The sequence below is a fragment of the Falsibacillus albus genome, from assembly GCF_003668575.1.
Classification (GTDB): domain Bacteria; phylum Bacillota; class Bacilli; order Bacillales; family DSM-25281; genus Falsibacillus; species Falsibacillus albus.
This window is the reverse complement of the sequence record NZ_RCVZ01000002.1, coordinates 211,425-236,614: the sequence shown is the minus strand read 5'-3', so window position 1 is coordinate 236,614 and position 25,190 is coordinate 211,425. Positions and strand designations below refer to the sequence as shown.

Genomic DNA, 25,190 nt, shown 5'->3' with positions numbered 1-25,190 from the left:
TTATTCAAAGCAAATTATAATACAATAGTGAAAGAATCAATTGAAAGGTGGACACGGCAACAAATGAGCAAAATGACAAATGATACTTTTTTAAGAGCTGCGAAAGGGGAAAAAACAGATTATACCCCACTTTGGTTCATGCGCCAAGCGGGACGTTCGCAGCCGGAATATCGGGCAATCAAAGAGAAATACTCATTGTTTGAAATCACTCATCAGCCCGAACTTTGTGCCTATGTCACCAGGCTGCCAGTGGAAAACTACAATGTCGATGCAGCAATTCTATATAAAGATATTATGTCGCCGCTTCCTGCTATCGGCGTAAATGTAGAAATCAAATCCGGGATCGGGCCAGTGATCGATAATCCGATTCGGTCCATGCAGGATATTGAACGGCTTGGGGAAATTAATCCGGAAGAGGATGTCCCATATGTATTGGAGACGATCCGTATCCTTACGGAGGAGCAGCTTTCTGTGCCATTGATCGGATTTGCTGGTGCTCCCTTTACGCTTGCCAGCTATATGATCGAGGGCGGGCCGTCCAAAAACTACAACAAAACGAAGGCATTCATGTATGCCGAACCAAATGCCTGGTTTGCCATGATGAATAAGCTTGCTGACATGACGATTACATATGCGAAAGCGCAAATCAAAGCGGGTGCGAAAGCATTCCAAATCTTTGATTCATGGGTCGGTGCCTTGAATATAGCTGATTATCGTGTATTCATCAAGCCGATTATGGAGAAGATCTTTAGTGAATTGCGTAAAGAAGGGGTTCCATTGATTATATTCGGAGTCGGTGCAAGCCACCTGGCGCTTGAGTGGCATGATCTGCCTGTCGATGTCGTGGGCTTGGATTGGCGTCTGCAGATAAGCGAAGCAAGGGAAATGGGTATGACCAAAACCCTTCAAGGAAACTTAGATCCTTCGATTTTATTGGCACCATGGGATGTAATCGAAAAGAGGGTAAAAGAAATTTTAGATCAAGGTATGTCCCAGCCAGGACATATTTTCAATCTGGGACATGGTGTATTCCCTGCCGTTCAGCCTGACACGCTTAAACGGGTTGCCTCTCTCGTTCATGAATACAGTGCCAGGAATCAATGAAATATCAAAGAACATTAAAGGTTGAAACCGGGATAACATATAAGGCAAACTATTCCTTATCTTAATAGAAAACGGGGGTCTTATCCTATGAATAAAAAGAAAATGGGTTTATTGGTAATGGCCTATGGAACACCCTATAAAGAAGAAGATTTAGAACGGTACTATACTCATATCCGCCATGGCCGCAAACCTTCTGAAGAACTTATTGAAGACTTGAGAAACCGCTATAATGCAATTGGTGGCATTTCCCCGCTTGCAAACATAACACAGGAACAGGCAGAGAAGCTGGAAGAGCATCTTAATAGCATCCAGGATGAAATTGAATTTAAAGCCTATTTAGGATTGAAGCATATTGAGCCTTTTGTCGAAGATGCTGTGAAGAAGATGAATGAAGATGGTATAAGAGAAGCCGTTTCTATCGTACTCGCCCCTCACTTTTCGACGTTCAGTGTTAAATCCTATAATGGCAGGGCAAAGGAAGAAGCAGAAAAGCTTGGAAGTCCGGTCATAACATCCGTGGAAAGCTGGTACGATGAGCCTAAGTTCATTGAATATTGGACAAACAAGGTGAAAGAAACATATGAAAGCATGCCGGAAATAGAAAGAGAGAATGCCTGCCTCATTGTTTCTGCGCACAGCTTACCTGAAAAAATACTTAAAAATGGCGATCCATATCCTGATCAGTTAAAAGATACAGCCCAGATGATTGCTGAAAACGCAGGTATCAAGGAGTATGCGGTTGGATGGCAAAGCGCGGGCAATACACCTGAACCATGGCTTGGACCAGATGTACAGGATTTAACCAGGGATCTTTATAATGAGAAGCATTATAAAGCTTTCGTTTATATTCCTGTAGGATTTGTGTCCGATCATTTAGAGGTGCTGTATGACAATGATACGGAATGTAAAATCGTTACCGATGAGGTAGGGGCTGCCTATTACCGTCCCGAAATGCCGAATGCCCAGCCGGAATTCATCGACGCCATGGCTTCGGTCGTACTGAAAAAACTGAATGGAAAATAAGTTGAATAATCAAAGAAGCTAAAAGCTGGAAAAGCACATCAATTTGAACTTGCAAATTGATGTGCTTTTTTGCTTTTTTTCCAAGTAAGGCATAGGGGGGGTTAGTGAAAAAGGTTTTTACGGGCTCTGTATAGAAGATGTTGGAAACGTATTTTTTGAGGAGGGATTAATGAAATGACTCACTTAGCTTTAAAAATGTTTGACTATCATATTTGGGCCAATCAAACCCTATTTAACCGGTTAATAGAGCTTTCCGATGATGTGTACCAACAAGAGATTCAAAGCGTTTTTCCTTCAATCTCGAAAGTGGTTTCCCACATGTACATCGTCGATCAGCTTTGGTATTACATTGTTTCTGGGAAAGACATGCCAGAAGCATTGGAAGTAGAGAAAGACGCAGGGGAAGGTAAAAGCATAGTAGAAATGGAAAGTTTATTTTGCTACTTATATAAGAAGTATAAGGGATTTTTAATTAAACAAGAAGACTTTGAAAAGAAAAGGATTCTGGATATACCATGGGAAGGGAAGAGGGAAACGAGTCTATCAGAAATGGTCATGCACGTTGTAACCCATGCAACGTATCATCGAGGCAACATTACAGCGATGCTGCGGCAAATAGGTCATGCATCTATCACGACTGACTATACACGTTATTGGTATAGTGGCGCTGATGAATAATTCATAATTGATGTTGCTTGCAGCGGATGATGCGAGCAACTGATGGCGGCCAAGTAGAAAAGCGAAGAGGCTCTAGCCCTTTGGATATGTATGACCCCACATCACATCGAGGATGCATACCACCTACTGTCTTCGGAAAGCGAAGACTTGCGTGGAAATCAACAGCGGTGTTTAACAGAGCAAACTAAAAAAATAAAAAAGAAAGTCTTATACGAAATGTAGAGACTTTCTTTTTATTGAGATTGTTTTCGTAAAGATTGTTGTTAAAATCCTAATGCCTATTTTAACGTATTTAGTTCGTTGAATGAACGTTTCCTATTTTTTTCATTTTTTATTAGCTTAGCAACAAAGTATAAGAAAAGAGACTTTTATAATAACTTCTTGACGCGGAAGTTGCTGCGCTGCACCGCCCAGTTTTGCGGGAAGGGGTTTCCAAGCACCCAATAGCTGATCCCACGCAATTTGTATATTTTCGCTACATCCATTTTTGCCTTCATACTTCTGGCATCCTCGAACCATACTTCATGCTGCTGGCCATTTTCATCTGTATATCTGAAATATGGGGATTGATACGTATAGTTGTAATTAATGGCGACTTTATATTTCCTGGCTAAATCCAATGCCTGATTCGGACTGATCGTCCTTGCGATCGTCCCTTTTTTCCAAGGGATTTTCCAATCACGTCCATAAAGGGGAGTGCCCATCAATATTTTATTGCTTGGGATGATAGCGACTGCATAATCCAGTACCTTCCTTACTTCATTTATCGGGGCGATGGCCAGCGGAGCGCCACCTGCCCAGCCCCATTCATATGTCATGAGGACTATAAAATCGACAATCTTTCCTTGAGCCTCGTAATCATGTGCCTCATATAATAGTCCCTTTTGGTCTGCTTTCAGCTTCGGAGCCAGTGCAGTTGATACCGAAAATCCTTTTGGATGAAGTTTGGCTACGACTTTCTTTAAAAAAGCAGTATAATTCTCTTTATCCTCCGGGTATACATATTCAAAGTCAAAATTCACGCCGATGTATTGATTTTTCTGAAGCTCTTCCAATATGTTTTGAATGAGAGTGTCTTGGGTCGACTCATTCCTGAGGATCGATGCGGCCAGGTCGGAATTGAATTTATCCGAGAAGTTTGTCAAAACAAGCAATGATCCAGCTTGATTCGCTTTTGCTGCTGGAATTAACTTGCTGTCATCTTTATTTCCTAAGGCCGTAATGGTTCCATCTTCCTTCACTGCATGAGTGAAAGGGGATAGGTAGGTGAAGTATTGCCCAAGCTTGAGAACTTCCTGCCTTTCAAGCTCTGTCGTTTCTGTCGTATATGCATTTACCTCTATTTCCGGTCTTTCATTGGTGGGGATCCTTATTGTCTGTCCTGGACTCAGGACAGAGGAGGATGTCAGGTTGTTCTCCTTTAAGATGGCATCGACGGAAACGTTGTACTTCCTTGAAATTTCCCAAAGCGTATCACCGGTTTGGATAGGGTAGTATAAAAATGGCATGAGAAGAAGCTCCCCGGCATAAATTGTATCCGGACGGGAGATTTGATTGAATGCTTGCAGCTCAGAGGCTTCGATACCATATTTGTCTGCGATCACGGGAAGGGTGTCGCCTTTTTGGACAACATATTCTTTCGTTGATTGGGGAATGATCAATGCTTCTCCCGGCAGCAGTTGATCAGCATTGCTTATATCATTGACGCCCATGATCTGGTTAAGCGGCGCCCCATATTTTTTGGAGATCGACCACAAGTTTTCTCCGTATCGAACAACGTGAATGATCAAGTTCTTTCACCACCTTACAAGACATATGATTCATAATCACTATATTCCAGCAGATGGGTGAAATATGTGTAATTTTCTATATCGTCCATTGGCTGTGAATCAATGCCACGAGCTTCCATTCTGAATGTTTGTCTTTTTCAAACACAAAATATAGGCTGGACCAATCCATCGCATCATTCTTCTCTGTCCCATTGAAATGGTATTCGACCATCATTCCATTTGGATATTTTACTTTCAGATTACTAATCATATTTCCACGTTTAACTAGGCGGTCAAAGATGATTTCATCAGGTGTGGATGCACGATTGTTTAAGATGAATTTGTCAAAATATGCAGTGGGAGCCAATTCAATCGGCATCCCGCTTCCGTCTGCAGTCCCCCATGTGTAGATATGATCGTCGTCATCCAACGTTTCAAGGTCCTTTGTTTTGAAAATGAGGGCGTTTTCCGGTATAAAAACATAGGGTGAAAATAATATACCTTTTTCTGAATCAATAAAGGAAGAAAGGCATGCAAAGCGTTCTTCCTTTAAGCATTTATATATTTCTTCAGTTTTTATCATGACCTGTTCCTTATCGGATATAGGGTCTTTTTTCACGTTGGTGGATACTGGAATGGAAGATGGCTTTTTCGGTGCATGGGATACGTGGGAACAACCTGTTATAATAAGGAGCAGAGAAGTGAATACAAGGAATTTCTTCATAGTATCATCACCTTTCTAAAAGGAAGATGGTTTTACATAATTTATTTCGATAAATAATCATTCATTCCTTGTCATCCACAAATGATTGTGGTAAATTAATTTTATGGAAAAATGACCGAAATTTAAAATCAGTCAAACGGTCAGATGTGGGGTGTTGAATTGGCTATCGATCGAAAGAAATTAATCTTGGAAGCAGCGACAAAATCATTTTCATTATTTGGTTACAAAGCTACAACGATGGATCAAGTCGCAAAAATTGCAAACGTCGGAAAAGGAACGATATATACCTTTTTTAAAAATAAGGAAGAACTGTTCGATGAAATTATCACTACACTGATTTTGGAAATGAAAACTGTCGCCGAAGAGGCGATGGATGAAAGCCTGTCTTTTTATGAAAATCTCCACAGTGCCTTATATAAAATCCTTGAATTTCGAACCCAGCATCAGCTTTCCATTAAGTTGTTTCAGGAGGAAAGGGAGATTGGCACCCCTGCGGTCCTTGAGGTGATGCAGAAGCTTGAAAATGCCATCATTAATTTTATCAAAAACAAGGTTCGATGTGCCGTGGATCGTGGCGAAATCCAGCCTTGTGATCCGGAAATCACTGCCTTTGTCATGTTGAAGCTATATGTGTCGCTCATCTTCGACTGGGAAAAGCAGCATGAACCATTAAATAAAGATGAGATTTTAAACTTATTTGAGCTCTATTTGTTCAAAGGATTATCAAAGTGATGATCCTGAATTTTTTTGCCATAAAATGACCAAATGAACAAAATGGTCATTAATTATAGTGGGGAGGACTAAAGTTGAAAAAATCAATGTTTTCGGCTGAATGGAAGGCGATTTTCACAAAACCAAAATTCTTAATATCAATGATTGCCATTTTATTTATTCCGATTATGTATAGCGGTGTATACTTATGGGCGTTTTGGGATCCATACAGTCATTTAGATCGGCTTCCTGTAGCCGTGGTTAATGAAGATAAAGGAGCAGCATTTGAAGGAGATGACCTTCAGCTTGGAAAGGACCTTGTCGACAATTTGAAAGACAACGATAAATTCGAATTTCATTTTGTTAATAAAGAAAACGGTTATCAGGGACTTGAGAGAGAGAAATATTATATGCTTGTTGAAATTCCAAGCGACTTTTCCGAACATGCTACAACACTGTTGGAGGACCATCCCGAGAAGCTCCAGTTGAAATATGTCCCCAACCAGGGATATAACTTCATCTCATCCCAAATCGGTGAATCGGCGATGAAAGATATTAAAGCCTCGTTATCCAAGGAAGTTACAAAAACCTATGCAGAAAAAATATTCGAGAAAATTCAAGAGCTTGGCGATGGATTTTCAAAAGCAAGCGACGGTTCTGAGAAATTGGCAAATGGTGCGATTAAATTATCTGATGGCGCATCACAATTGAAGAATAACCTTGAAAAATTAGCTTCGAAATCTATTGAATTTGAAAATGGTGTTTCAAAATTAAAAGCCGGTACTGATGAGGTCGCAAAAGGATCGACTGATCTCTCTTCCGGGCTAGGAAAACTCGTCGACGGCCACCAACAGCTCGTCCAAGGCGCAAAAGCTTCGCAAGCAGGAGCGGATAAGCTGGCTAATGGTGCAAGCCAAACCGAAGCTGGTGTAAAAAAAGCAGATGACTCAATGGGCAAGATCATCGATGGAACGGGGCAGTTGACTGATGGAGCTGCTTCATTATCCGATAATCTGAAAAAATTTCAAACTGGAGCCGATGCAGCTGCCAACGGCGCTCAAGATCTGAACGATGGAATCAATTCACTTCAGCAGCAGCTGGAGCCGATGCTTCCTTCACTTCCAGAGCCTCAAAAAACACAGTTGCAAGAGGCTATGAAAAAGCTAAGTGATGGCAGCCAGTCATTAGCAGATGGAACGAAGAATTTAGATGGTTCCGCTGGACAGCTTTCAGAAGGTGCATCAACCATTAGTTCAAAACTTAACTCTTTGAATGCAGGACAGAAACAATTGAAAAATGGACTTGATCAGCTCGCACAAGGATCTTCACAGTTGGCCAATGGAGCAAATTCATTGTCCGCCGGTCAGGATAAACTTATCGGTGGCATGGAAACCTTCGATCAAAAATTGAGGGAAGCAAAGTCCGGATCAGACCAATTGGCACAGGGGGCCAACCAGCTGGCAGGAGGAATGAATGACCTGTCTTCCGGATCAAATAAAATGACCGATGGAACGCAAAAGCTTGCTGACGGATCAGCAGATTTATCCAGCGGTACAGATGATCTTAAAAAGGGATCGGAAGAGTTGCATGATAAGCTCGCAGATGGTGCTGAAAAAGCAAATTCAGTCCACTCCGATGATCAAACGTACGATATGATGGGCGAACCGGTAAAAGTCAAAAAGGATGGAATCAATAAGGTACCTAACTACGGAACTGGATTTGCTCCTTATTTTATTTCTTTAAGTCTATTCGTTGGAGCTTTGATGCTGTCAATCATCTTCCCAATGCGGGAGCCTGCAGGAAATCCGAAAAACGGCTTCAGCTGGTTCATCGGGAAATTCGGTGTCATTGGCATCGTCGGCATCCTGCAGTCGGTCATTGTCGATATCGTCTTGCTGAATTGGCTTAATTTGAAAGTGGAAAGTGTCCCTTTCTTCTTCCTGACAACCATTGCAACAAGCTTAACTTTCATAGCCATCATTCAATTCCTGGTCACAGTGCTCGATAATCCAGGAAGGTTCCTAGGGGTCATCATCCTCATCCTTCAATTAACGACCAGTGCTGGAACCTATCCGCTTGAAACGATACCGAAAATGCTGCAGCCTATCCATTACTTGCTGCCGATGTCCTACACGGTTCAAGCTTTCAAAGCGGTGATTTCAAGCGGGGATTATGATTTCATGTGGACGAACATTTATATGCTCGGAGTATATTTTATCGGCTTTTTATTATTGACAATGATCTATTTCGTGATTAAATTTATACGCGTCCAAAGGAAGAACCCTTCCCAGGAAGCAGCGGCATAATAAAAAAGCTCTCCCTTAGGTGTCAGAGACACCGTTGGGGAGAGCTTTTCTTATTCTTGATCTTTAATGTCTTTGATGATTTGATCAAATGGAACATCCTTTACACCACTGTAGCTTTTCACGCGTTCACCATTTTTGTTGATGAGGTAAAAGGATGTACCATGGATGACTTGATCATCATTTTTTGGCTTCTTGACCAATGCTTGGAAATTATCCAAGGCGAAATCTTGGATCTTGTCCTGGGAATAGCCAGTGAGAAAATGCCAAGTGGCAAGATCAGCATCGTATTTAGCAGCGTATTCTTTCAATCCTTGCGGTGTATCGACGGTAGGATCGACGCTGAAGGAAACGAAGCCCACGTCCTTAAGGCCTTCCTTCTTCACCATTTTCTGCAGCTCGCTCATATTATGAGTCATCGGCGGACAAACCGAAGTGCAGCTGGTAAACACGAAATCCGTGATCCAAACTTTCCCTTTCATGTCCTTCAATCCGAAAGCTTGATTGTTTTCGTCCGTAAATTTGAAATCCTTCAAAGGCGTTCCTTTTTCCTTGGAGGAACAGCCGGCAGCCATCAGCAGCATGATAATTCCAATAATAAAAAATGAATGTCGGAGCGTTTTCAATATATGTACCCCCTTTATTGATTTCCGTCTATATTATAAACCAATTGCAAGGAAGAACAGTGTTATATTGGGAATGTTCTTTAAAATTTCATAAATGAGGAAGAAAAAAGAGGCTGACAAAGTGTTCCGGACACTTCGACACGCCTCATGAAATCATCATATTCGCTTTCCTAGGGGGATTTTTTACAACTCGTTGACTCCCATGCATTTATCACATTTGTTTCCGTAGCACTCATGCTGCTCGTTAATTTGCTCCCCACATTCTGAACAGTGTTTTGCCGGTAGATTTTTAAAGAATTCAACAACATTATGAAGCATTTCCATCAACCTCCGTCATTTTTTTGTTATAGAACTGTGTTTTTATTTATTATATTGTATTATAACAGAACTATTCTCGTCAATGATATTGGTATGTTTTTATGTATTGAAGAAAAAATAGGCATATTGACACGCGTAAGAGAGGAAATGTACGGACCTTTCAGTTAAAATAGAAGAAAATAAGGAGGGCTCATATTGAAGTTAACAGTCATTGGTCAATGGGGCGGCTATCCTAAGCAGAATGAAGCGAGCTCAGGATACCTGTTATCACATAATGGTTTTCACATGTTGCTGGACTGCGGGAGTGCTGTTCTATCACAGCTGCAAAATTACTTGGTTCCGGAAGAATTAGATGCTGTCATCCTTTCTCACTACCATCCGGATCATACTGCCGACATAGGCGTCCTCCAGCATGCACTGCTTATTCAAAAATTTCTGGGAAAGACACATGGGACGCTGCCCATTTATGCGCATAATGAAGATTTGCAGGGATTCGACATGTTGAATTATAAAGATATTACAAAGGGATGCGCCTATAATCCAGAGGGAACTTTGAACGTCGGCCCTTTTTCAATTCGTTTCCTAAAAACAAAGCATCCTGTTCCCTGCTATGCAATGAGAATGGAAGTCGATGGTAAGTCGTTGGTATATACAGCGGATTCGGCATTTTTGGAAGAGTTCGTTCCATTTGCGGAAGGGGCGGACGTCCTTCTCTGTGAATGCAACTTTTATGGGGATATGGACGGTTCAGGAGCAGGCCATATGACAAGCCTGGATGCAGGCCGGCTGGCAAAAGAATCAGGTTCATCACGGCTGATATTGACACATCTTCCGCATTTCGGCGATATTACACAACTTTCCAAAGAGGCAGGAAGTATTTATAAAGGCCCTGTACAATTGGCTGAAAAAGGGCTGATACTTGAGGTTTGAATTGGGAATGGAGGAATAGGATATGTTGTTCATTGACAATGAAGGCATTACGGATCCACGGATCAATTTGGCTATAGAGGAATATGCGTTAAAGCATTTGGACATCAATGAAACTTATTTATTATTTTACATAAACAAGCCTTCCATCATCATTGGAAAAAATCAAAATACGATAGAAGAGATCAATACTGATTATGTGGAAAAAAATAATATTACCGTTGTCAGAAGGCTTTCTGGCGGAGGCGCCGTATATCATGATCTGGGGAATTTGAATTTCAGCTTCATCACAAAAGATGACGGCGATAGCTTTCATAATTTCCAAAAATTCACGGAGCCGGTCGTCCAGGCATTAAGGAAATTGGGCGTGAATGCAGAATTGAGCGGACGCAATGACTTATTGGCGGAGGGAAGAAAAATCTCCGGTAATGCTCAATTTTCTACAAGGGGCCGGATGTTCAGCCATGGCACACTTCTATTTGATTCAGAGATGGATCATGTTGTTTCTGCTTTGAAGGTAAGGAAGGATAAAATTGAATCAAAGGGGATTAAGTCCATCAGAAGCCGCGTTGCCAATATTTCTGAATTCCTGGAGAAAAAAGTGTTAATCGAAGAGTTCAGGAGCCTCCTGCTTCAATTTATTTTTGATGGCAAAGAACCTGTACCGCAATACCATTTGACAGAAAAGGATTGGGAAAAAATCCATGAAATCTCGAAGGAGCGATATCAAAACTGGGATTGGAATTATGGAAAGTCCCCTAAATTCAACCTGCAGCATTCTCATCGTTTTCCAGTCGGACAGATTGATGTCAGGCTTGAAGTGAATAAGGGGTTGATCGAAAATTGTAAAATCTATGGGGATTTCTTTGGCGTCGGTGATGTTGCCGACATTGAAGATAAGCTAAAAGGGATTCGATACGAAAAAGCCGAAATAGAAAAAGCATTGGAACCGGTTGAGGTAAAACACTATTTTGGAAACGTGGATAAGGAAGCGTTTATCGACCTGCTCTGGTAAGCAATTGCTTTCGGGCAGCTGCTCTCTGATTCATATGGTAAAATTGTAGTCGAGAAAAAGTGAGCTATGGGAGTGGGCATATGCTGCAAAAATTTGGTTTTACACAGTATGAAAGCAAGGTATATGAAGTTTTAATTTCAAGCGGTGAGCCGATGGATGCTGCCATGATCGTCAAATATTCCGGTGTTCCGAAAGCGAAGATCTATGAGGTCCTTGCGCGGATGATCGATAAAGGGATGATCCTGGACTCCGTTTCTGAAAAGAAAAAACTCTATTTGGCATTGTCCATGGATTTGGCGATCAAGAAGCTGACGGCAGAATTTAAGGAAAATATCGATGAGTTGAAAGAAAACAAACCAACAAAATCTTTTGCAGATGATCGGGTGTGGAGCTTGAAGGTCGATTCCTCAATCATGGCGCAATCAAAGGAATTACTTGAGCATGCAGAAAAATCCATCCTCATTTCGATTTGGCACGATGAAATTGAGGAATATTTACCGATTTTAGAGAAAAAAGAGAAATCGGGCGTAAAAGTGGAGGCGCTTATCGTAGGGGAAGCCGATGCCAATCTGGAGCACTTATATGTGCTATCTCCGAATGAAGAACATCGTATGCTGGAAAAAAATCGGCTGATCATCATAGATGACGAAGAAATCCTTTTTGCAGGGGTTGAAAATGAATCCTGGCAAGCGATGAAAACAAAATCAAAACCAATCGTCAAATTTTTTGCCGAATTCTTCTATCACGATGTCGCCTTAACCGAAATCACGAAAAAGTATGAAGACACCCTCATGAAGGATGAAGATATCAAACAGCTCCTGATGAGGCTGCGCTATTGAAGGACGGGAAAAAGTTTTAGTCGAAAAAAATCCGTACTGATACAAATTCTTTTATTAGAATTCGAATCAGTACGGATTTTTTATAGCTATTGATAAAGCGTGTTGGTTACATTCAGTTTATTCTTGCTGTTGATTGGAGTGCAAGACGAAGACTCCGGCGGGCTCACCGCCCGCCCAGCGGAAAGCGAAGTCTTGCGCGGAAATCATTAGCTGTGTAATTACAGATCCTAAAAGTATGAGTTATCTTGATATTTTTTACCTTTTGATTAATGTGATTTAGTTATGTCCCAACCTTATGCGAATCGAATGTATTATTAAACTTCATTGGGGCTTGTGCGATTTATCGATGATCTTGTAATGGATATCACTGCACAAAGAAGAGAGAGCAAAATGAAAGCTCCTCCAACAAACGCATTGTTCAGAACGGAAGATTCTTCAATGACAACCCCGCCTATGATGGAGCCGAGAGCAATCCCGAAATGCAAGGCTGAATTATTCAATCCCTGCTGGATGTCTGCCGTTTCGGGGGCAGATTCAATCAAGTAGCTTTGCAAGGCAGGTGTGATTGCCCAGCTGAGCATGCTCCATACCATCATAAAAATGACAAAAATGATGATGGAGAAGGTCATCTTCGGTAATAAGAACAAAATGACAGAGAACAAGCCAATGATCGATAAAATGCTTTTCTTCGCTCCCCATTTGTCAGCAAACCATCCACCGACACCTCCTCCGAATACAGCTGATATCCCAAAGATGAAATAAAAAATACTAATCCAACGTGGTGTCAGTCCTAAAGATGCCTGTAAAAATGGAGTAAGGTAAGCGTACAGGGTCAAATGACCGGTCAAAAATAAAAATGATGCAAGCTGTGCAAACAATATTTTTGAATCTTTTAAAGTGCTCAACTGCTTTCGTAATGGAATGATGGGCTTTGGCTCAATTTTTTGCAGAAACAAGAAGACGCCAATCATCGATAACACGGTCAAAATGATAATGAAAAAGAAAGGCCCCCTCCATCCAAAATGATGGCCAATGACAAGACCAAGAGGAACTCCAAGCACAAGCGATCCGCTGATACCCATGAAAATCGTCCCGATTGCCCGCGCACGAAATTCTTCTTTAACAATCGATGATGCAATCGTCACACATAGAACGATCAGCAATGAACCACTGGCAGCGGACAACATCCTCGAAATGAATAGCATTGTAAAATTCAGGCTGAAAAATGATAATGAATTCCCGCATAAAAATGCGAACAATGTCCAAAGAAACAACGCTTTTCTTTCCACTTTCGAAGTGGCCACCAATAATATCGGCGATGCAATCGCAAAGACAAACGAATAGATCGTAATGAGCTCTCCAGCAGTACTGATCGATACATTCAGACCGTCGGCAACTAAATCAAGGATCCCTCCAACGATCAATTCCACCATACCGGCTACAAACGCAACCACCGTTAAAATATAGATTTTATAATTCAAAGGTTTCACAACTCCTTTATCCATTTAAAAGGTTACTACTAAGATAGTAACCTTTTAAATGAGTGGTGACAAGGGGAAAATACATACATTTAATGGATGGTCAATCAAGACTGCAGTGCCTGGCACCTCGGTGCCAGGCACTGATTACATTATCTTGCTAAAATAATAGTTTACTATTAGGTATTTAGGTATCAACAACTTGAAAGAATAATATTCTTTTTATATAATATATTTTGAAAATTAAAAAATATAAAATGAATGATTATTCATTCAGCTTAGAGGTTTCCGTTCACCATAGGATCAATCATTCACCTTTTTGAAGGAGGGAGAAAATGAATTTATCTTCACGGTTAAACGAAACGGCAAAAGTTCATGCCGGCAAGCCAGCCTTTTATTTCCTTGATCAGGCAACTTCATACGGCGAACTTGATGCAGCTGTAACGAAGTTTGCAAGTGGTTTGGAAAGGCTTGGTGTGCAAAAAGGGGATCATATTGCGCTTTTATTGGGGAACTCACCGCATTTTGTCATTGCTTTCTATGGTGCTCTGAGACTTGGCGCAACAGTCATTCCGATAAATCCGATCTACACCCAGGAGGAAATAGGCTACATATTGCAGGATGGAGATGTGAAGGCAGTTGTCGCTCTGGATTTAATGGCTCCATTGGCAGGGAAAGTGGCAAATCTGCTCCCAGGGATTAAAAGTTTTGTCGTGTGCCCGACAAAACCTGATGTGAACTTAGAAGATGTCGTTCAAGCACACCCAAAAATGAAATCGTTTACAAGTGTGATTGAATCAGGGTCTCTGGATTTTAACCACCCTGAGCTTAATGAAGAGGATGTAGCAGTCATTCTTTATACATCAGGAACAACCGGTAAGCCAAAAGGAGCAATGCTGACTCATCGCAATCTATATTCCAATGCCCGCGATGTAGGTGCTTATTTGAAGATGAATGATACAGACCGCGTAGTGACCACCTTGCCGATGTTTCATGTTTTTTGCTTAACGGTTGTTTTGAATGCCCCATTGATCAGCGGGGCGACGCTTCTGATTGTACCAAAATTCAGTCCTGGAGAGATTTTCAGGCTATCACAAAAATTTGAAGCGACGGTATTTGCCGGTGTTCCGACCATGTACAACTTTCTTTATCAATTTCCGGAAGGCGATCCGGAAAAATTAAAATCTCTGAGACTTTGTATCTCGGGTGGAGCCTCACTGCCGGTGGCATTATTGAAGAATTTTGAACAAAAATTCAATGTCGTTGTTTCCGAAGGCTATGGTTTATCGGAAGCATCCCCTGTCACGACATTCAATCCTTTGGACAGGCCAAGAAAACCTGGCTCGATCGGAACTTCGATCATGAACACCGAAAACAAGGTCGTCAATGAACTCGGGGAGGAAGTGCCGGTCGGAGAAGTTGGTGAATTGATCGTCAGAGGTCCCAATGTGATGAAGGGCTATTATAAAATGCCCGAAGAAACGGAAGCGACAATTAAAAATGGTTGGTTGTACACAGGCGATCTAGCCAAGATGGATGAAGAAGGTTATTTCTATATCGTTGATCGGAAGAAGGATATGATCATCGTAGGTGGCTACAACGTATACCCGCGTGAAGTGGAAGAAGTGCTCTATGGCCATCCGGATGTAGTGGAGGCAGCAGTTGTCGGGGTCCCCGATCCAAATATGGGGGAAGCTGTCAAATGCTTTGTCGTTAAACGCGACCCGGATCTTTCGGAAAAAGCATTAATGGAATACTGCACGAAATACTTGGCTAAATATAAGCTTCCGAGTACCATCGATTTCATTGAGGAATTGCCAAAAAATACAACCGGAAAAATATTGAGAAGAGCTTTGAAGGATCATGTTCTTCAATCTTGATTATGTTAGGGCAGGCGACAATTCTCTTCGGCGGCTAGAGGCTGTGGGATTTCCCTCGGCACGCTTACGATAAGTCAACATCGGATCGCTTTTCGCTCTTCGTGTTTCCTTTATCTCTCGGTGCTTCAGTCCAATCTCTTCGCCTCTGATCAAGCCGCCTCCGCTTTTCTTTGCAGGGTTTGTGAAAAATGTGTCGAATAGGATAGATTGAACGAACAAAGGAGGAAGCTGTGATGAATTCCATAATTTTAGAACAAAAAAATAATGTAGCCTTTGTGACCATTAATCGTGCACATGCGATGAATGCTTTTAACTATGAAACGCTTTGTGAGCTTGAAAATGTAGTGGAAGCTTTGAGGATCAACCCGGATGTACGCGTAGTTGTTTTTTTAGGTTCAGGGGAGAAAGCCTTCAGTGTAGGTGCAGACTTGAAGGAAAGAAAAACGTTGACCGAGCAGCAGGTAAAAAGGAATGTTTATAAAATCGGTGAAGTGTTCTCTGCAGTGGAACAGCTGCCTCAGCCGACAATTGCGGCCATGAATGGCTATGCGTTCGGCGGCGGCATGGAGCTGGCGCTTGCCTGCGATTTCCGGATTGCTGTGGAGGAAGCGGTGATGGGATTGACTGAAACGAGTCTGGCGATCATCCCTGGCGCCGGTGGTACACAGCGGCTGCCTAGGCTAATAGGTGAAGCGAAGGCAATGGAGCTTATTTTGACCGCAAAACGACTTCCGGCTGAAGAAGCTTATCAATACGGGTTGGTGACCAAGGTTTGTCAGCGCAGCGTTTTCTTTGAAACAATCCAAGAATTTGTCCATACCATCCTGGCCAATGGTCCCATCGCATTGCAGCAGGCTAAATATGCCATAAAAAATGGGATGAATGCAGATTTGCACACTGGCCTACAAATCGAGAGAAAGGCGTATGAAATGACCATTCCCACGGAAGACCGAGTGGAGGCACTCATCGCCTTCGGTGAAAAAAGAAAGCCTGTATTTAAGGGAAAATAAATTTTCGAAAGAAAAAATAGTTGAATATTGAATTAGATCAGCCACAGTCAGACGAGGATTGTGGCATTTTCTTTTTGCTGAAAAAGGTGACGAGAACGAGTCTATCTTGCCCGAGTCGAGATCGCGAAGCCGAAAAAGGGAACGGTAAATGAATATAGTCAGCATGCGTCATGTTCCCTGGAAACAGTTCGATTTTACATAATGGCTTAACGAAGTATCAGTTGGGATTTATCAATGAAATCAACCTTACTCTATTATTGTTATTAATATCAAACTTTCAAAAAGAACCATACGTAAAGCTGCACTGTATTCCAATGCAGCTTTACGTATGGTAATAGATGACCATTTGGCATACGGTCTCCTCTTGTGCTTGATAGGTGTGTTGAAAATCAGCATGGAAATGAAGGGATGAGCCTTGCTTGACTTCATACACTTCATCGTTCACTTCCAATGTCAATTTTCCGCTGTTGACTGTGATGAATTCTTCGACGCCATTCGGGTGCCCCTCACTGGTGTAGCTGCAGCCCGGTGAGAGTTCCACTTTATAGATTTCAAGCTTTTTGTTGGGGTCATAAGGGAATATATTAAATACTCTATATTTCCCGCCGTCTTCCTGGATTGGTTCTAATTCTGCCGAGTTGATGATGGTTACGGGAGAGCCCGGTTTTTTAAGAAAAGTAGAGAAGGATACTTTCAGTCCATTGGCGATTTTCCAAAGGGTGGCTACGGTGGGATTTGATTCACCCCTTTCGATCTGACCGAGCATGGCTTTGCTGACTCCTGTTAGTGCAGCGGTTTGATCGAGGCTTAACTCTCTGTTTTTTCTTATTTTTTTCAAATTCTCCCCGATTTGTTTTTGAAGATGTTCCATCTATTAAAAACTCCTTCTTGTGCACTAAAACGCACATATGTATAATAAAATATACTGATAATTATTATTATACTAAATTTTCGGATTGAAAACAGTTTTTGTTTTTGAGGGGGATATCGATGGAACTATCAAGGGAAAGAATATATGTTTCCGATTTTCGGCAGGGGCTTCAGGGTGGTGTAAGCATTGGTGTCGGTTATTTGCCGATTGCTTTGACGTTTGGTCTATTGGCAAAGACGACTGGGCTTTCTTTAATGGAAACTGTCAGTATGAGTGTGTTTGTTTTTGCAGGTGCATCACAATACATTTCGTTGAGCTTGATCGCTGTTGGCGCAAGTGTGTTTGAAATCATTCTCACGACCTTCATCGTAAATATTCGTCACTTGTTGATGTCAGCCTCCTTGAATGAAAAGGTGGAGCCTGCAAGCGCTTGGACAAAATCCATCTATGCCTTTGGGATTACGGATGAAACGTTTTCTGTCGCTGCCACCAGAGAAGGTACGGTTAAGACGGGGTACATATACGGCGTGATCGTCCTTGCTTATGGGAGCTGGGTCATCAATTCTGGGATTGGCTATTTGATTGGCGCAAGCCTTCCCCATTCCCTTCAGGAAAGCATGACTGTCGCATTATATGCCATGTTTGTCGGACTCCTTGTCCCATCATTAAAAAAGAGCCGGAAAGTGATGTTTTTAGCTGTTCTAGCCGCTGCCTTCCATTCAATACTCGAGTTTTTTTCCTGGTTGTCAGCGGGATGGGCCATAGTATGTTCTACATTGTTATCATCCATAATAGTAGAAGGGATCGAGTATTTGCGGAAAAAAGGGGGGATGGGCCATGGAAAGTAAGCTACTGTGGATGATCATCGGAATGGGAGTTGTCACATACCTTCCACGGATGCTTCCATTTGTTTTGTTCAGGGGCAGGGAGCTTCCTCCGTTTGTTCAAGGAGTTCTAAAAAACGTCCCGTATGCTACATTGGGGGCACTTATTTTTCCAGGCATTCTTCTCATTAAAAATCAAGATGTTTGGTTTGGGGTGATCGGTGCTGCGGCGTCGTTTATTTTGGCGCTGCTTGGCGCAAATGTCATTTTTGTTGTTTTGGGAGCCATAGGGATACTAAGTGTGTATTCATATTTTTTTTAGGAACTAGTTTTGTTCCTTAAGTGTCCACATTCTTGTGTTCTAATTTCCTTCTTCAATGCTACATTAATAGAAGAGGACAAGGAGGGAGGAATCCACATTGGTAAGAAAATGGGCTTTTAATGCCGTTTTAGCTTATTTATTGTTTGGCCTGCTGATTTACGCCTATTTATTTTATTTGTCGGATGCGGCTGTCCCGCATTCTTTGAAGGGGAGCAGTGTTGATCCTGCAACATTTATGAACGGCCGTGAACAGATGCTCAGTGAAGAATATTCAAAGATTCGAAATTTGCTTTTCTTTTTATCGACTCCTTACGATTGGTTATTTTATTTTCTTGTCTTGATTTTTGGCATCTCCCGTACGTTTGAGAGATGGGCAAAGAAAACATCGCGTTTTCATTTGCTGCAGAGTGCCATTTATTTATTTTGGCTGTCTCTAGCATCCTTCATTGTCACCTTTCCGATAAGTTATTTATCGCATAGTCTGTCGAGGACCTATCATATCTCTACGCAAGGCTTCCACTCTTGGATGAAGGATGAACTGATTGATTTCTGGGTGAACTACGCCACGATGCTCATTGTCGTAGCTGTACTATATGCATTGATGAAAAAGTTTCGAAAGAAGTGGTGGCTTGCTGCATGGGTGCTGTCCATCCCGTTTACCATTTTCATGATGTATATCCAGCCGGTGGTCATTGATCCGCTTTATAATGACTTCTATCCGCTTGAAGATAAACAGCTGGAGACCAAAATTCTGGATCTTGCTTCAAAAGCACATATACCGGCCAAACATGTATATGAAGTGAATATGTCTGAAAAAACGAATGCGCTGAATGCATATGTTACAGGAGTGGGATCTCATTCCCGGATTGTACTGTGGGACACAACGCTCAATAAGCTCAGTGATAAAGAAATCCTGTTCGTGATGGCGCATGAGATGGGCCATTATGTTGAGAAGCACATTTATTTCGGAATTGCAGGATATCTTCTCTTGTCTTTGGTTGGGCTTTGGCTGACCTCAAAGTTGATGGAAAAAATGATGAAAAGAAAAGAGGATTTGAAAGTAACGGGGATTTCTCATTTAAGCTCCCTGCCGCTCTTCCTCCTAATCACATCCATCCTTTTGTTTGCGGCAAGCCCGTTGACCAATGCTGTTTCGCGATATGAGGAAACGAGGGCTGATCGGTATGCGATGGAAATGACGCATGATCCAAAAGCGGGGGTAAAAACGTTCCAGGACTTGACGAAGTCCGGACTGAGTGAAGTAAATCCGCCTTGGCTTGTGAAGATCTTCCGCTACGGACACCCAACAATGCTTGAGAGGATTCAAATGGTGGAAACATACGAATATAAAAAATAGCTAGAAACATAAAAAAAGCTGGCGTACGAAGGTTGTTTTCATCGATTCATTCGATGAACCTGCACCTTCATGTACGCCAGTTTATTTTATAATCCCAATTTTTTTTGAAGTTCCACATATTTTTTGGCCAGTTGATTGAAGGTTGTCTCATCTCTTGCGTCGAGAGCGGCATCAATGGAAGCTGACAGTAAATCCTTTTCCCGTGTCAATAATACCTCTTGAAGCAGCATGTCAACATAAACCTCATTCATAAAAGATTCCTTGGATTGGTTCTTGGTCATCGCACAGGCTTTCATCAATTCCGAATAAGACTTATCTTTTTTCATGGACGATCACCCCTGGTCTTTTTAATAGTATATGGAATTAATGAGCGATATTCAACCAAATAAATTAAATTTTCTGAAAAATATTTTGAATCCCCAAATACCGGATGGTTATAATTTTTAGAAATTTTAGAAAAAAATAACAATTACCTTTTATTTATGCTATTATGTAGAAGAAAGAAGAAAATGATTGAAAGGAGTCGAAAAATGGAGTTAAACAAGAAGATGATTGAGGAATACGAAATAAATCCGTTTACAATGATGATGCGCCCCGTTCAATATGGCTCTAAGGTGTATACGGAAGTCTATGAACTGAATGATCAATTTCTTTCGCCTTTCAAACCGTTAGACATTGTAAAGAAAAGCTGTGAATATTTCGGTTCTAGTTTCATTGGCAGAAAAGAAGGAACGAAACAGCTGACAGGCATTACCCGCAAGCCCCCAATCATCGTAGACCCTCACACTTCGATCTATTTATTTCCGACCACAGCCCCGACAAGACCTCAATGTATATGGATTTCTCTCGAGCATATAAAGGACAGGAAGCCCTTGGAAGACAACTCAGCTTTAGTTACATTTGACAATGATCAGTCCTTTTCACTCCCAATATCCATTTATTCGTTTGAAAATCAATTTTTAAGGACAACCAGCCTCAAGACCCGTTTTCAAAAAAGAATAGGAAAAATGGAAATGATGGCTTGGGAGAGGAATCCTCCTTCTTATTCTCGGCTTGGCGCCTCTGAAAAAAAACAATCATATATCATTCAATTAAAGGATTTTGAAAAGGCAGAGAAACAAGAAATATAAAGCAGGTTTACTAATTAACGAAATGATGTTTTCCAAAAGGCTCATTCCTGAAGAAGAGCCTTTTTTGATGGAATCTTTATGAGAATGGTCATCCATTTTGACTTGATGGGGGTGAAAGAATCGATTGAAAACGCTCGTATAAATAGTATCTCATCAGCTCTTCGGATTTGTTTCGCAGGCGGGGATTAAAATAATTATGGTGTTCTTCGTAGCCTTTGTATAAAAATAAATACATCGTAAAGGTATCATCGGTGTTCAATCTTTCCACTTTCATTTGGTGCTTTTTCATATAGCGCTTCACCTGCGCCAGATCCTTTTGGATTGCCTTCATCGTTTCCTCGATTAATTCCAGATAAGGTTTCTTTAATTTAAAGGGACTCATTTCAATGATGGATAAGTCACGGTTGAGAACGGTCAATACCATCGGAAGATATATGGCTTGCTCAAAAATGTTTCGTTCATCTTCAGGAATTCGCGTCACGGTTAAGCGCCCCTTTTCTCAATTATGGAACAAGTGTTCGTAAAAATATTTTATCCTGAAACATAGAAAATTACAAGTAAAGGCTTGTGATAAGTTTTCCCGGTTTTTCTACATAAATATAAAGAATTTGATAAAAAAGCAGGAAAAATATTTTGAGTGTCGAAATAAATTCCGCAAGCAGATAATGAAATGAAAGGTGGGAGTGCATTGACAAAGAGCAGAGGCATGAAGGCAGAGGATCTTTACAGGCTAAAATCAGCCGTCGATCCAAACATATCCCCTGATGGGAAGGAATTCGTATACATACAGACACATATCGACGAAGAGAAGAAAGAGTATATTTCCAACCTGTTCTATATGGACTTGAAAACGAGGAAAGAAGAACAATGGACGTTTGATCAAGGCAGGGTATCAACACCTAAATGGTCACCCGACGGAAGCAGGGTGGCCTTTGTTTCAAACCGATCAGGAAAAAACCAAATATATTTGCTTTCAAAAAGCGGTGGTGAGGCAAGACAGCTTACAGAGGCAGTAAACGGCGCGCAAAATCCTGTTTGGTCTCCATGCGGCGAAAAGGTTGCATTCACTTTGTCCCTATCCAACGATGAAACCATCCATTTGAAAGCAGAAAACAACGACACTGATGACCCGAAAGACCTTGAGCCCCTTGTTGTAGAAAAAATGAAATATAAATCGGATGCAAACGGATTTTTGGATGATAAAAAATCATTCATCGCCATCAAAAATTTAAAAACGGATGAACTCATTCAAATAACTTCTGCAAACTATCATACCCATCTGCAGTCATGGTCGCCTGATGGGAGCTGCATTGCGTATACAGCGGATGAATTGGAGGAAGACGATTTTTCCTTTAAAAACGATGTTTATCTGTATCATCTTGAAAGCAAGGAAACCGAGAAGATTACGGGGGGAAAAGGTATTTACTGGACCGCCACTTGGTCACAGGACAGCAGATTCTTGAGCTTTATCGGGCATACACGCGAATTTGAAAATGCCACCCATTCAAAAATATGGCTCTATAATCGAGAAACGAGAGAGCTGACTTGCTTTACAGAAGAATTTGATGCACCAGTCGGAGATTATATGGTAGGTGATTTCCACCAAGGTGCCGTCAATCCCGGTGTTCAGTGGACTTCCGATCATCAAGGGTTTTACTTTATGGCATCGGACCATGGAAATACGGCATTGTACTACGGGAATGTGTCAGGGGAAATTTATCCCGCCGTCGTGGAAGAACAGCATATATATGGTTTTTCCCTGCAGCATAAGGAGCACAAGGGGATTATCGCGGTCAGTAAGCCGACGCTTCCTGGTGAATTTTATTCCATTGATCTGGAAAAAGGAGAACTCGAGCAGCTCACCCATATCAACGATTCCTTCATTGAGGATATTGAGCTCTCGCATGCGGAGCCATTTGAGTTTCAAGGTCCGGAAGGCTGGAGCGTACAGGGCTGGATCATGAAACCTGCGGGCTTTAAAGAAAATGAAAAATACCCGACGATTCTTGAAATACACGGTGGACCGCACGCGATGTATGGCCAGACGTATATGCATGAATTTCAAATGCTCACTGCACAAGGGTACGCGGTGATTTTTGTCAATCCAAGGGGGAGCCATGGATACGGGCAGGCTTTCGTAAATGCCGTAAGAGGCGACTACGGAGGAAATGACTACGCTGATATCATGGCTGGTGTGGACTATGCTCTATCGCAATTCGAATTCATTGATCAAGATCGTCTTGGAGTGACCGGCGGCAGCTACGGCGGTTTTATGACAAACTGGATCATCGGGCATACGGACATATTCAAAGCGGCAGTCACGCAGCGATGCATTTCAAATTGGATCAGCTTTTACGGTGTCAGTGATATCGGCTACTATTTTTCTGAATGGCAAATCGGTGCTGACTTAAACGATATTGAAAAACTGTGGAAACATTCGCCATTGGCCTATGTAGGGAAAATGGATACACCACTGTTGATCATTCACAGCGAGAAGGATTACCGATGTCCGATAGAACAGGCTGAACAGTTATTCATCGCATTGAAGAGACAGAAGAAAACGGTGAAAATGATCCGTTTTCCTGAATCCAACCATGAGCTATCCAGAAGCGGAAAACCTAATTTACGAATCAAGCGATTGGAATCAATTAGAGATTGGTTTAAAGAATCTTTGTAACATTAGACCTTGTAAAATAAAAAAACGCTAAATGCCTGGATTCCCCACTAAATATGAGATATGGTCCAAAGCTGTATCTTGAAGGGGAAACCGGGCATTTCCTTTTTACCGGATTTCATGAAAACGTTCTTCCTATGATGTTGATTGGAGCGGAAGGTGCGAGACTCCGGAGGGACAGCGGGGCAGGTGAGTCCCCGCAGCGGAAATCAATCATTTGTGGCCACTAGAGAAAAATCTTGGGTAAACAGATATAAAAAAAGCCACACATTTTTCACAACCCTAAAAGGGATTCACATATGGAATTGAAAAATGTTGTGGTATACTTTAAAAAGGATAATTTACAATTGATATATATGGTTTTTGGGCCGGTAAGGGGAAAGAGATATGGATTTGGCTGCAATAAAAGAATGGATGACATTTGACCATTTAATGAATGTTATTCAGCAATATCGTTCATTAGGTCCGGTTGCAGGGGTGCTATTGCCGACGGTGGAAGCTTTTTTTCCATTTGTGCCGCTGTTTTTAATCGTACTGGCAAATGTGAATGCATTCGGTTTATGGCTTGGGTTTACCCTCTCCTGGTGCGGTGCTTCTCTCGGATCGATGCTGGTATTTTTGTTCTTTCGGCAATATGGACAAAGAAAGCTTTTCCACTTTTTGCAGCGACATAAACAAGTAAATCGACTGATGGACTGGATAAACCGCCATGGTTTCGGTCCATTATTTTTATTACTATGCTTTCCATTTACACCCTCGGCATTGGTGAATGTCGTTGCAGGACTTTCGAATATACGATTTGTTCAATATTTGATGGCGGTGCTGATTGGGAAGCTGATCATGATTTTTACAATCAGCTACATCGGACATGATGTCGGATCATTGGTGGAACATCCTAAAAAAACCGCCTTCGTCCTGGCCGTCACCTTTATCTTATGGCTTGGGGGAAAGCAAGTTGAGAAAGCAATGGCTCTATCTGCTAAAAAGAAGGAACAAAGGGGTTAAATATTGTCTTGGAGGTAATGAGCATGCAAGAAAAATGGAAGCAAGAAGGATTTGAATGGTTAAAAGCGTTTGTTATTGGACTCATCATCTTTGTCATCATTCGTGCTTTTTTCTTTTCGAATTATGTAGTCGAAGGAAAGTCGATGATGCCCACCCTTCAGGATGGAAATAAATTAGTAGTGAATAAAATCGGATATGAAATCGGAAGCCTGCATCGATTCGATGTCATTGTCTTCCATGCAACGAAAGAAGATGATTATGTAAAACGGGTCATCGGACTGCCTGGCGATACCATTGAGTACAAAAATGATATTTTATATGTTAACGGTAAGCCGCAGAAAGAACCATATCTGGATAAATATAAATCAGAGGTCATGGATGGAAAACTCACAGGTGATTTCACCTTGAAAGAATTAACCAATAAAGAAAAGGTGCCGAAAGGAAAAATCTTCGTCCTTGGCGATAATAGAAGGAACAGCATGGATAGCAGAATCTTCGGCTTTGTCGACGAAAGCAAAGTGGTCGGAAAAGTCGATTTAAGATATTGGCCATTAAAAGAATGGGATGTTAACTTTTAATCCTTGAATATTTCAGCAAAAGGA

General features: G+C 41.5%; 25 protein-coding genes. 17 read left to right on the top strand and 8 right to left on the bottom strand.

What is annotated here, in order from left to right; all coding sequences use genetic code 11:
• Window positions 1-63: 63 nt before the first annotated feature.
• From hemE to D9X91_RS03780, 3 genes are all read left to right on the top strand, one after another.
• Entirely contained in the window at window positions 64-1,104 is a 1,041-nt protein-coding gene (gene hemE, locus D9X91_RS03790; protein WP_121679232.1) for a uroporphyrinogen decarboxylase, read from the top strand.
• Window positions 1,105-1,191: 87 nt separating this feature from the next.
• Window positions 1,192-2,127, top strand: a complete 936-nt coding sequence (gene hemH, locus D9X91_RS03785) for a ferrochelatase (protein ID WP_121679231.1) — start codon at window positions 1,192-1,194, stop codon at window positions 2,125-2,127.
• A 174-nt stretch (window positions 2,128-2,301) separates the two neighbouring features.
• Complete coding sequence (locus tag D9X91_RS03780) at window positions 2,302-2,805, top strand: DinB family protein (protein ID WP_121679230.1); 504 nt, start codon at window positions 2,302-2,304, stop codon at window positions 2,803-2,805.
• 368 nt (window positions 2,806-3,173) lie between these two features.
• On the opposite strand, the gene D9X91_RS03775 is transcribed toward D9X91_RS03780, so the two are convergent.
• Both D9X91_RS03775 and D9X91_RS03770 read right to left on the bottom strand, forming a co-directional pair.
• Window positions 3,174-4,595 (bottom strand): LysM peptidoglycan-binding domain-containing protein, encoded by a 1,422-nt coding sequence (locus D9X91_RS03775; RefSeq protein WP_121679229.1) that lies wholly within the window; start codon window positions 4,593-4,595, stop codon window positions 3,174-3,176.
• Window positions 4,596-4,671: 76 nt separating this feature from the next.
• A complete protein-coding gene (locus tag D9X91_RS03770; RefSeq protein ID WP_121679228.1) occupies window positions 4,672-5,298 on the bottom strand; it encodes a hypothetical protein in 627 nt (208 codons plus the stop codon).
• 144 nt (window positions 5,299-5,442) lie between these two features.
• Between D9X91_RS03770 and D9X91_RS03765 the strand changes: the two genes are divergently transcribed.
• Both D9X91_RS03765 and D9X91_RS03760 read left to right on the top strand, forming a co-directional pair.
• Entirely contained in the window at window positions 5,443-6,030 is a 588-nt protein-coding gene (locus tag D9X91_RS03765; RefSeq protein ID WP_233569543.1) for a TetR/AcrR family transcriptional regulator, read from the top strand.
• 74 nt (window positions 6,031-6,104) lie between these two features.
• A complete protein-coding gene (locus D9X91_RS03760; RefSeq protein WP_121679226.1) occupies window positions 6,105-8,315 on the top strand; it encodes a YhgE/Pip domain-containing protein in 2,211 nt (736 codons plus the stop codon).
• 50 nt (window positions 8,316-8,365) lie between these two features.
• Here D9X91_RS03760 and D9X91_RS03755 read toward each other — a convergent pair whose 3' ends face one another.
• Window positions 8,366-8,896: an SCO family protein gene (locus tag D9X91_RS03755; RefSeq protein ID WP_121679485.1), complete on the bottom strand. Its 531-nt coding sequence runs from the start codon at window positions 8,894-8,896 to the stop codon at window positions 8,366-8,368.
• A 225-nt stretch (window positions 8,897-9,121) separates the two neighbouring features.
• The gene (gene yhfH, locus D9X91_RS03750; RefSeq protein ID WP_121679225.1) at window positions 9,122-9,256 is read right to left on the bottom strand and encodes a protein YhfH; all 135 of its coding nucleotides are present in this window, start codon (window positions 9,254-9,256) and stop codon (window positions 9,122-9,124) included.
• 195 nt (window positions 9,257-9,451) lie between these two features.
• Between yhfH and D9X91_RS03745 the strand changes: the two genes are divergently transcribed.
• The 3 genes from D9X91_RS03745 to D9X91_RS03735 all read left to right on the top strand — a co-directional run bounded on the left by D9X91_RS03745 (window position 9,452) and on the right by D9X91_RS03735 (window position 12,037).
• A complete protein-coding gene (locus D9X91_RS03745; RefSeq protein ID WP_121679224.1) occupies window positions 9,452-10,186 on the top strand; it encodes an MBL fold metallo-hydrolase in 735 nt (244 codons plus the stop codon).
• 22 nt (window positions 10,187-10,208) lie between these two features.
• A complete protein-coding gene (locus D9X91_RS03740) occupies window positions 10,209-11,198 on the top strand; it encodes a lipoate--protein ligase (RefSeq protein ID WP_121679223.1) in 990 nt (329 codons plus the stop codon).
• Between the two features lie 80 nt (window positions 11,199-11,278).
• Complete coding sequence (locus tag D9X91_RS03735) at window positions 11,279-12,037, top strand: TrmB family transcriptional regulator (protein WP_121679222.1); 759 nt, start codon at window positions 11,279-11,281, stop codon at window positions 12,035-12,037.
• Between the two features lie 314 nt (window positions 12,038-12,351).
• Here the strand turns inward: D9X91_RS03735 and D9X91_RS03730 are convergent, their stop codons facing one another.
• The gene (locus D9X91_RS03730; protein ID WP_121679221.1) at window positions 12,352-13,542 is read right to left on the bottom strand and encodes an MFS transporter; all 1,191 of its coding nucleotides are present in this window, start codon (window positions 13,540-13,542) and stop codon (window positions 12,352-12,354) included.
• A 308-nt stretch (window positions 13,543-13,850) separates the two neighbouring features.
• On the opposite strand from D9X91_RS03730, the gene D9X91_RS03725 reads away from it, so the two are divergent.
• Together D9X91_RS03725 and D9X91_RS03720 are read left to right on the top strand one after the other, a co-directional pair.
• The gene (locus D9X91_RS03725; protein ID WP_121679220.1) at window positions 13,851-15,395 is read left to right on the top strand and encodes a fatty acid--CoA ligase family protein; all 1,545 of its coding nucleotides are present in this window, start codon (window positions 13,851-13,853) and stop codon (window positions 15,393-15,395) included.
• A 233-nt stretch (window positions 15,396-15,628) separates the two neighbouring features.
• Window positions 15,629-16,405 (top strand): enoyl-CoA hydratase-related protein, encoded by a 777-nt coding sequence (locus D9X91_RS03720; protein WP_121679219.1) that lies wholly within the window; start codon window positions 15,629-15,631, stop codon window positions 16,403-16,405.
• Between the two features lie 322 nt (window positions 16,406-16,727).
• Here D9X91_RS03720 and D9X91_RS03715 read toward each other — a convergent pair whose 3' ends face one another.
• Window positions 16,728-17,276 carry a helix-turn-helix domain-containing protein gene (locus tag D9X91_RS03715; RefSeq protein ID WP_121679218.1) on the bottom strand — a complete coding sequence of 183 codons (549 nt, stop codon included), beginning with the start codon at window positions 17,274-17,276 and terminating at the stop codon, window positions 16,728-16,730.
• A 119-nt stretch (window positions 17,277-17,395) separates the two neighbouring features.
• Between D9X91_RS03715 and D9X91_RS03710 the strand changes: the two genes are divergently transcribed.
• From D9X91_RS03710 to D9X91_RS03700, 3 genes are all read left to right on the top strand, one after another.
• A complete protein-coding gene (locus D9X91_RS03710; RefSeq protein WP_121679217.1) occupies window positions 17,396-18,124 on the top strand; it encodes an AzlC family ABC transporter permease in 729 nt (242 codons plus the stop codon).
• Window positions 18,114-18,422: an AzlD domain-containing protein gene (locus tag D9X91_RS03705; protein ID WP_121679216.1), complete on the top strand. Its 309-nt coding sequence runs from the start codon at window positions 18,114-18,116 to the stop codon at window positions 18,420-18,422. Before D9X91_RS03710 ends, D9X91_RS03705 begins: the two co-directional genes overlap by 11 nt.
• 97 nt (window positions 18,423-18,519) lie before the next feature.
• A complete protein-coding gene (locus D9X91_RS03700) occupies window positions 18,520-19,779 on the top strand; it encodes a M48 family metallopeptidase (RefSeq protein WP_121679215.1) in 1,260 nt (419 codons plus the stop codon).
• 86 nt (window positions 19,780-19,865) lie between these two features.
• Here the strand turns inward: D9X91_RS03700 and D9X91_RS03695 are convergent, their stop codons facing one another.
• A complete protein-coding gene (locus D9X91_RS03695) occupies window positions 19,866-20,105 on the bottom strand; it encodes an IDEAL domain-containing protein (protein ID WP_121679214.1) in 240 nt (79 codons plus the stop codon).
• Window positions 20,106-20,309: 204 nt separating this feature from the next.
• Here D9X91_RS03695 and D9X91_RS03690 point away from each other — a divergent pair, with 204 nt between their 5' ends.
• A complete protein-coding gene (locus tag D9X91_RS03690) occupies window positions 20,310-20,909 on the top strand; it encodes a competence protein ComK (protein WP_121679213.1) in 600 nt (199 codons plus the stop codon).
• Window positions 20,910-20,997: 88 nt separating this feature from the next.
• Here the strand turns inward: D9X91_RS03690 and D9X91_RS03685 are convergent, their stop codons facing one another.
• Window positions 20,998-21,390: a hypothetical protein gene (locus D9X91_RS03685; protein ID WP_121679212.1), complete on the bottom strand. Its 393-nt coding sequence runs from the start codon at window positions 21,388-21,390 to the stop codon at window positions 20,998-21,000.
• A 207-nt stretch (window positions 21,391-21,597) separates the two neighbouring features.
• On the opposite strand from D9X91_RS03685, the gene D9X91_RS03680 reads away from it, so the two are divergent.
• The 3 genes from D9X91_RS03680 (at window position 21,598) to lepB (ending at window position 25,166) form a co-directional block, all read left to right on the top strand.
• A complete protein-coding gene (locus D9X91_RS03680) occupies window positions 21,598-23,586 on the top strand; it encodes a S9 family peptidase (protein WP_407644171.1) in 1,989 nt (662 codons plus the stop codon).
• Between the two features lie 384 nt (window positions 23,587-23,970).
• Complete coding sequence (locus tag D9X91_RS03675) at window positions 23,971-24,588, top strand: TVP38/TMEM64 family protein (protein WP_121679211.1); 618 nt, start codon at window positions 23,971-23,973, stop codon at window positions 24,586-24,588.
• 23 nt (window positions 24,589-24,611) lie between these two features.
• A complete protein-coding gene (gene lepB / locus D9X91_RS03670) occupies window positions 24,612-25,166 on the top strand; it encodes a signal peptidase I (protein ID WP_121679210.1) in 555 nt (184 codons plus the stop codon).
• Window positions 25,167-25,190 lie beyond the last annotated feature (24 nt).